At 44.4% G+C, this 7047-nt stretch carries 5 protein-coding genes; 1 reads left to right on the top strand and 4 read right to left on the bottom strand.

What is annotated here, in order from left to right; genetic code table 11:
* On the bottom strand, positions 1 to 2501 hold a 2501-nt coding region (pepN, locus tag A2517_RS04730), incomplete at its 3' end, for an aminopeptidase N (RefSeq protein WP_294894653.1).
* A 78-nt stretch (positions 2502 to 2579) separates the two neighbouring features.
* Here pepN and A2517_RS04725 point away from each other — a divergent pair.
* A complete protein-coding gene (locus A2517_RS04725) occupies positions 2580 to 3779 on the top strand; it encodes a hypothetical protein (RefSeq protein WP_294894651.1) in 1200 nt (399 codons plus the stop codon).
* Here the strand turns inward: A2517_RS04725 and A2517_RS04720 are convergent.
* The 3 genes from A2517_RS04720 to A2517_RS04710 all read right to left on the bottom strand — a co-directional run bounded on the left by A2517_RS04720 (position 3760) and on the right by A2517_RS04710 (position 6838).
* Positions 3760 to 4179 (bottom strand): methyl-accepting chemotaxis protein, encoded by a 420-nt coding sequence (locus A2517_RS04720; RefSeq protein ID WP_294894655.1) that lies wholly within the window; start codon positions 4177 to 4179, stop codon positions 3760 to 3762. The two genes, A2517_RS04725 and A2517_RS04720, sit on opposite strands and share 20 nt — an antisense overlap.
* A 700-nt stretch (positions 4180 to 4879) precedes the next feature.
* A complete protein-coding gene (locus A2517_RS04715; protein WP_294894649.1) occupies positions 4880 to 5269 on the bottom strand; it encodes a PAS domain-containing protein in 390 nt (129 codons plus the stop codon).
* Between the two features lie 138 nt (positions 5270 to 5407).
* The gene (locus A2517_RS04710; protein ID WP_294894647.1) at positions 5408 to 6838 is read right to left on the bottom strand and encodes an FAD/NAD(P)-binding oxidoreductase; all 1431 of its coding nucleotides are present in this window, start codon (positions 6836 to 6838) and stop codon (positions 5408 to 5410) included.
* Between the last annotated feature and the right edge of the window lie 209 nt (positions 6839 to 7047).

Here is a 7047-nt window from a genome sequence, read left to right as displayed (position 1 = left end):
TCACTATTTAAACGTCCGTAATTTTTAAACGCCCCCGCCAATCCCGAAGCAATCTGTGGATTGAGGGCATCAATTTCGATCACTTTATCAGCGACAAAAGCAAATCCATCTCCACTCTGATCATAAAATGCGATCGGATTGCGGGCAAAACTTCCGATTAAAGCACGAACGAGATTTGGCACTTTTACATCGTAGGCACTGTCCTCTTGTAATGCGATAACGCGTTCCAGTGTCGCGACGCGTCGTGAAGAGGCTAAGACGCTAAAATATTTGTTCATCACCAGCGTCTGATCACTATAGCGATTGTAAAAATCTTCTAATGCACTTTTTGCTAATTCGGGAGCATAATTTTCAAGTAGATCAAGTGCCGCCAACCGCTCACTCATTGAGTGAGACTGACGGTAATGTTCTAAACAAACGGCACTTGTCGTCTCATCTCTTAAGCTCATCACTATCCCCAACAGACGGTTTTTAAGGGCGCGTTTTCCCATACTAACCCCATCAATATGAGCATTTGAAGGATCATACAGTAGTTCAATATTTTTGTGTAATTCGCCGAAATAGCGTTGCGCTAATATCTGTTTGAGTTTCTCTTGTGCCGTAACGATCGCAGCGACATCAATACGCTCCTGTCGCTGCATCAGTGTCGTAATACTCGGCAGTTCCAAAATTTGAGATTTAAACATCGCCTCAATCGACTCATCACACAGCAGTGCGCCGTAACTCTCGATATAACGTTCATTCGCTTCTTCACCGCTCATCATGGCCTCAAGTGTTTCGATACCGAAACGGTGAGCCGCTTCATAGCGGACAAATCCCTCATTCTCATACGTCATCAAAAACGGATAATTGAGCGTCTCACATTCAATAATCACAGGGGCGCTGAATCCGCGATTCAAAGAGAGACGCGGAGGTGTAGCAATCTCTTTAAAAACAATCTCGCTGATCTCTTTCTCTAACCATAGCACATCCTGATGCAACAGCGTTACATCGTCGGTTTTGAGCTCATATTCACTGCCATCTGAGGCTAAAAGGGCGATACGTAACGGCATCGCATACGGTAATTGTTCTTGGTTCTTGGTGTTTTTAGGGATAATTTGGATGATTTTCAAAACCAGCTCAGCAGACTTGGGAAAATACTCGCTCGATACACGCAATATCGGAGTCCGTTCTTGTGAATACCATCGTTTAAATTGTGTCAAATCGACGGGACTTTGCGATTGCATTGATTCTAGGAACTCTTCCGTCCCCACCGCTTTTCCGTCAAACTTTTCGAAATAATAATCCATTGCGGCTCGAAACTTTTCGCCCCCCAACACGGTATGCATCATCCGAATCACCTCGGCACCCTTCTCATAGACGGTTGCCGTATAAAAGTTGTTGATCTCCATATAGTGATCGGGCTTAATCGGATGGGCAGTGGGGCCTGCATCCTCGACAAACTGTCGCTCACGTAAGGCTCTGAGATCATCCAGACGCTGCGTCAGAGGAGAGTTCATATCGGCACTGAACGATTGATCTCTAAAGACGGTCAACCCCTCTTTGAGGGTCAATTCAAACCAGTTACGGCATGTAATCCGATTCCCCGTCCAGTTATGAAAATATTCATGAGCGATAACGCTCTCAATCCCCATAAAATCACTGTCGGTAGCACTGTCTTCATCGGCGAGAACATAATGAGAATTAAAAATATTCAGCCCTTTATTCTCCATCGCCCCCATATTAAAACTGTCCACCGCAACGATGTTGTAGATTTCCAGATCGTATTCGCGGCCATACGTGATCTCATCCCACTCCATCGATTTTTTTAAACTCCGCATCGCGTGGTGACATTTATCCTCGTTCCCACGGTCGCAATAAATCGCCAAATCGACTTTTTTACCGCTAGCCGTCGTGTAGCTATCGTGAATAGAACCTAAATCCCCTGCAACGAGGGCAAAGAGATAACACGGTTTTGGGATCGGATCTTCCCATACCGCCAAATGCTTGCCGTTATCCAGTGTCGCCGTACCGCGAAGATTTCCATTGCTAAGAAGGATGGGACATCTCTCTTTAGAAGCGATGATTTTCGTTGTAAACGTGCTCATTACATCGGGTCGATCGATAAAATAGGTGATCCGTCGGAACCCTTCCGGTTCATTCTGGGTACACCAGATACCGCCGGAGCGGTAGAGTCCCTCCAGCTCCGTATTTTGGTCAGGATAAATCCGATTGATGATACGGATACGTGCGGTGTCGCGATCAAGAGGAATACGGATTGCACTCTCCTCTTTGATATACATATCGTCGCTGTAGAGGATATCATCGACCCACAACAGTTCCAAATCGAGCATCTCACCATCGAGTTTCAGCTCACGCGCTTCACTATCACGGCGCTGTACCTCCATAATGTTTTCGACACGGGTGGAAGATTCCTCGATAATGAATTCCAGAGAACAGCTCACTATCGTATAGGGGCTTGGGGTATACTCTTTAAAATAAATTGTTTTGTGCTCTTGCATAGGAGTTCCATTTTATTGTTTTTGAAATAATACTCAAATTACGCTACACTTAAGACATTACAATATAAAGCAACAATTATGAATAATAATCTTTATCTTGCGCGGCAACCGATTTTAGACCGTGCGGAAAATATCATAGGTTACGAATTTTTTTATCGCAACACGTATGGTGAATGTGTCATCGATGATCCCAGACATGCGACGGCATCGGTACTGGTCAATTTACTTAATCAAATCGGCTCATCTACGGCATTCGGAGAGCTTCCTGCATTTATCAATACCGATGGCCCGCTACTCCTTACCGATATACTCCGCACCCTTCCGAAAGAAAAATTTGTCTTTGAGCTCTCCGCATCGATCAAAATGAACTCCCGCGTTCATGAAGCGATCCGATACTATCACTCTCTCGGATATCGCTTTGCACTTGATAATGCATCATTTCATCCCTCCTATTTTGAAACTTTTTCTACTATTTTTCCCTATATTGAATTTGCAAAATTCGATGTCACTCAAACCGATGTTGAACAATTTTCCTACCTCCCGAACCCGTATGGGAAAATGAAACTCATCGCCCAAAAAGTGGAATTCTATGAAATTGCGGAAGCGTATGAAATGCTAGGATTTGAGTACTTTCAAGGGTTCTATTTTGCACGTGCGCACCTTATCACGCAGCGTCGCATCGATCCGCAATACGTGCAAATGATGAATATTTTTTCACTTCTTCAAAACGACGCGACGATGGATGAGATATGCGATGCATTTAAACATCAAAGCATCCTCTCTCTTCAACTTTTTCAATTTCTCCGTTCCGTCCATCCTGAACATATTGAGGGGGTAACGTCTATACGAGAGATGATTGAACGGTTCGGGAAAAATGCTCTTATGCAATGGATGCTGCTTCTCATCTACTCCAAATCGGGAACCAAAGCTATAGACGAAAAAAACTCCCATGCCGTTTTTGCCCAAAATAGAATCGACCGTATGATTGCGTTACTCCAAAAAATCACCCCCGATTTCACCGAAACCCAAGTGGAGCAAATCCATTTAATAGCAATGCTTTCACTTCTGGAAGGGTTTATGAATATTCCAATGGAGTCATTACTGCAAACACTTCATCCCTCTGTAGTCATAGAAGACGCACTCTTAGGACATACGGGGGTATTGGGGAGAATATATGCCGCATCCCTCAAGCTGGAGTGCGGCGATGTCAACGGAGCGGCGATACTGCTGAAATCTTACGGGGTTACCCCCGATCAAATTAGCTCATGGCATCCATAGAGATGAGCAATTCATCCATTTTCTGATCCACGGTTCCCACATAGTGGGTTAGATCCATCATTTCGTCCATGTTTTGGTGCAATGATTCACTGTTGTCGTTGATTGCTTGGATCAGTACATTGATCGTTGCCGAGATTTCGGCAAGACTTTTTTGGGTTCGTTCAGCGAGTTTGCGTACCTCATCGGCAACAACGGCAAATCCGCGTCCGTGTTCTCCTGCGCGTGCCGCTTCGATCGCTGCATTGAGGGCAAGGAGATTCGTTTGATCGGCGATATCGCCGATGGTGACCAAAATCGCTTTGGTCTCTTGGGCATTACCGACAAGGGCTTGCAGATTACCGGAGAGTTCATGCTCTTTTCCGGCAACACTTTGAATCCGTTCAACGGTAGAGTTGATCATCCCGTTAAGTTCGACGAATTTTGTTGAGCGCAACTCTTCGATCGTTGATTTAAGATGTTTGGTATTATTGTCCAAAACCTCTTTGGCTTCGTTGTTTTGATGTTCCATTGATTCCAATGCGACTCCGAGCTCGTTGATTTTACTCAACATCTGCCCCATTTTACCCTCAACATTTACCTCGGCACGGGTAGAAAATCTCCCCTCGCTCAGTGCTTCAAGGACTTTTATCGCACTATCAATATTTTTTTCCGTCGCATCCAACATGCTGTTCATCGTTTTTCGGAGTAAATGGACATGCGGAGTCTTTGTATCGCTCATAACACGGCACATATAATGTCCTTGTCCTACTTTATCCGCTAAAAGTACCATTTCGCCCGCTACCAATGTATCGGCAAGAAGCATATCTTCATGAGCTTTTGCCAAAATATTGATTTTATCTTCGACGCTTCCGGCTTCTGCATCGAGCTTTGGAAGGCGGTTGCGTTTAAACTGCATCAGCTGAAGGAAATTATCCAAATGTTTTTGCACATTATCATGACCACTATTCGGACTCGCAATAAGTCCCACCGACACTAAGGCTATCACAAGGATAACGGCGATTAGAGTACCCACACTTTGGGTGATAGCTCCGGCTAAAACTCCGAGTATTGCCAAAACGATCAGTATTGCTATTTTTGCTGAATTATTCATATTCACGTCCTTAACTCATAGTCTTATAGAGACGTTCTGCTTCAGCAATCTCATCTGAAGAGGGTTTTCGACGACACGATAAATAACCGCATTTTCCATTACTGTCACACCCGATATTGGGATAGACAGTAGCATATACCCAATAATATCCTCCGTTTTTTGTCCCGTTTTTGACATATCCGGTCCAAATCTTGCCGCTTTTGACCGTATCCCACAGATCTTTGAATGCCGCCTTAGGCATATCGGGATGACGGACGATACTGTGAGGCTTCCCGACAAGCTCATCTATCGTATAACCGGCAATTTTGCAAAAATCTTCATTAGCAAAAAGGATAATCCCCTTTTCATCTGTCTGCGATACCAAAAAATCGGTATCTTTAAGTACATATTCACTACCCATAGACTGCACCTTCTCAACAAAATTTGTTATCTTTGTGATACTAATGCAAATAATGTACCATTAGGCTAAAAATAACGAAATTAATTAACTATTAATCGTCAATTTCTTTCAAGTGCGTATATATGTAACAATAATTCTCTACATTAAACCGTTTAACATCAGATAGCGATACATCGGCTGCAGCATATACAAATCAAATGCCCACCAAATCCATCTTGGTTTCGCCGGATCTAGCGGGAATGAGGGGGCTAAACCGTCATAATTGAACTCTGCCATAATAATTTCGCCGTACGCTGTTTTCAGAGGACACACCGTATAGCCGTCAAATTTGAGAGTCGGCTCTTTTTTCTCCATTACCGAAATCAGATTCCCCACCACAATCGGTCCGTGATGACGGGCACTTCCCCCCGTTTTTCCGATAGGGATACCGCACACGTCTCCGATTCCGAAGACATTTTTGTAGCGACGATGCTGAAGGGTCTCACGGTCAACCTCAAGCCACCCTTGTGCTGTCCCTTTTTGCCATCCCAGAGGAGAGTTTGCCACCGCATCGACTGCCGCCATCGGAGGGACAAGATGGATAAAGTCGTACTCTATTTTGACCTCATCTTCTTTTTCAATCACATCGTATTCTTCGAGATCTTTGTCGTATTCCCCTTGAACTTCATATTTATGCAAAAATGTCGCTATTTTTTTCTCTGCATCGATCGCAATCAAATCATGTCCGAATTTATTGGTAATATTTCCGTATCGTTTTTGAGCGTTTGCAAGTGACGCCTCAATCTCAGGAATGGCAAACAGTTTCTCTCCCGGACTCGCAAAAATAAAATCGGCGGTAAGATTGTCGCGTTTGAGATAATCATCACACAGATAGAGAATTTTTTGCGGTGCTCCGCCGCATTTGACTGGGGTAGATGGCTGAGTACACAATACACGCGGTTTTGATGTTTTAGAGGCTTCTTTGACGGCTTTGAACCACTCATACGTTAGGGTTCCCCCCTCCGCAGTCCCTGCAGCCAAGTCATTATGATAGACACATGAGATCCCATGGTGTCCGAGCATTTCAGGTGTTAATCCCGCGATCTTTTCGTAATGCGATTGCATTCCCGTTGCCACGACGAGATAATCATACTCTACGACCGTCCCTTTTTTCGTCGTTAGCTTATTGTTATCAGGATCAAACATCTCTGCTTCATCTTTGATCCACGTCACATCATCACCGATGTATCCCGTATTGTCGAAGATAATATCCTCAGGTGCGTATTCACCCGCCGCGACAAAAATCTGACCCGGCTGATAGATATGCTTTTCGTTCGGAGCGATAATCGTAATGTCAGGATTAGCAAGAGCTCGACGGAGCCTCGCAAGTACCATCAACGCACCCGATCCCCCTCCGACGATCACTATTTTGCCCACTGCGTTGGAAGCGGATGCGTGTGCGGCTGTCGGAGCGGCAGAGCCTGCAAGCACCGTTGCCGCTACCGGTGAGAGTGCCATCATTCTTAATGCGTCACGACGGGATAACCCTTTATTCTCTTCGATCTTTTTGATGATTTCTTCTGGACTCATTGTTTCACCTTTTTAGTATTCTCTTTAGACGTTGTTACACTTATTATCCCCGTCTATAGATTAAAATTACTTAAAAGTGAATAATCTTTCAGTTATATTTTTACAACACTCGTTTCCCAGCCGTCATACGATCCTCCGTTTTGAACCGATAGTTCGATCAGATGGAGCGTCAAGGTATCGATATCGTAGTAAAAAGGTTTATCCTGACG

This window comes from Sulfuricurvum sp. RIFOXYD12_FULL_44_77 (assembly GCF_001830725.1).
In the GTDB taxonomy this organism is placed as follows: domain Bacteria; phylum Campylobacterota; class Campylobacteria; order Campylobacterales; family Sulfurimonadaceae; genus Sulfuricurvum; species Sulfuricurvum kujiense_A.
Note: the sequence above shows the minus strand (reverse complement) of the source record. Positions and strands in the feature narration are given on the sequence as shown.